The organism is Streptococcus sp. HMSC034E12 (assembly GCF_001835915.1).
GTDB classification, from domain to species: domain Bacteria; phylum Bacillota; class Bacilli; order Lactobacillales; family Streptococcaceae; genus Streptococcus; species Streptococcus vaginalis.
Map to the genome: position 1 here is coordinate 1 of NZ_KV826470.1, position 209 is coordinate 209.

Annotated in this window: 1 protein-coding gene; it reads right to left on the minus strand. The window is 40.7% G+C overall.

Features of this window, described 5'->3' with window-relative positions; all coding sequences use genetic code 11:
- Positions 1-209: helix-turn-helix domain-containing protein (locus HMPREF2574_RS08710; protein ID WP_142350142.1), on the minus strand; the 209-nt coding region annotated here is incomplete at both ends.

The window sequence follows — 209 nt, forward strand, 5'->3', positions numbered from 1 at the left end:
TCAAAATCTTGCGCAATGAAACTCATCTTTCCCTTAGTGAAGGCATACTCATCCCAAGACATAATCTCGGGAAGACGAGAAAAATCATGTTTAAAACGGAAGTCATTGAGCTTTCGAATGACAGTTGAAGTTGAAATGGCAAGCTGGCGGGCAATGACGGTCATAGAAGCCTTCTCAATCAGTTTCTGAGCAATTTTTTGGTTGATGAT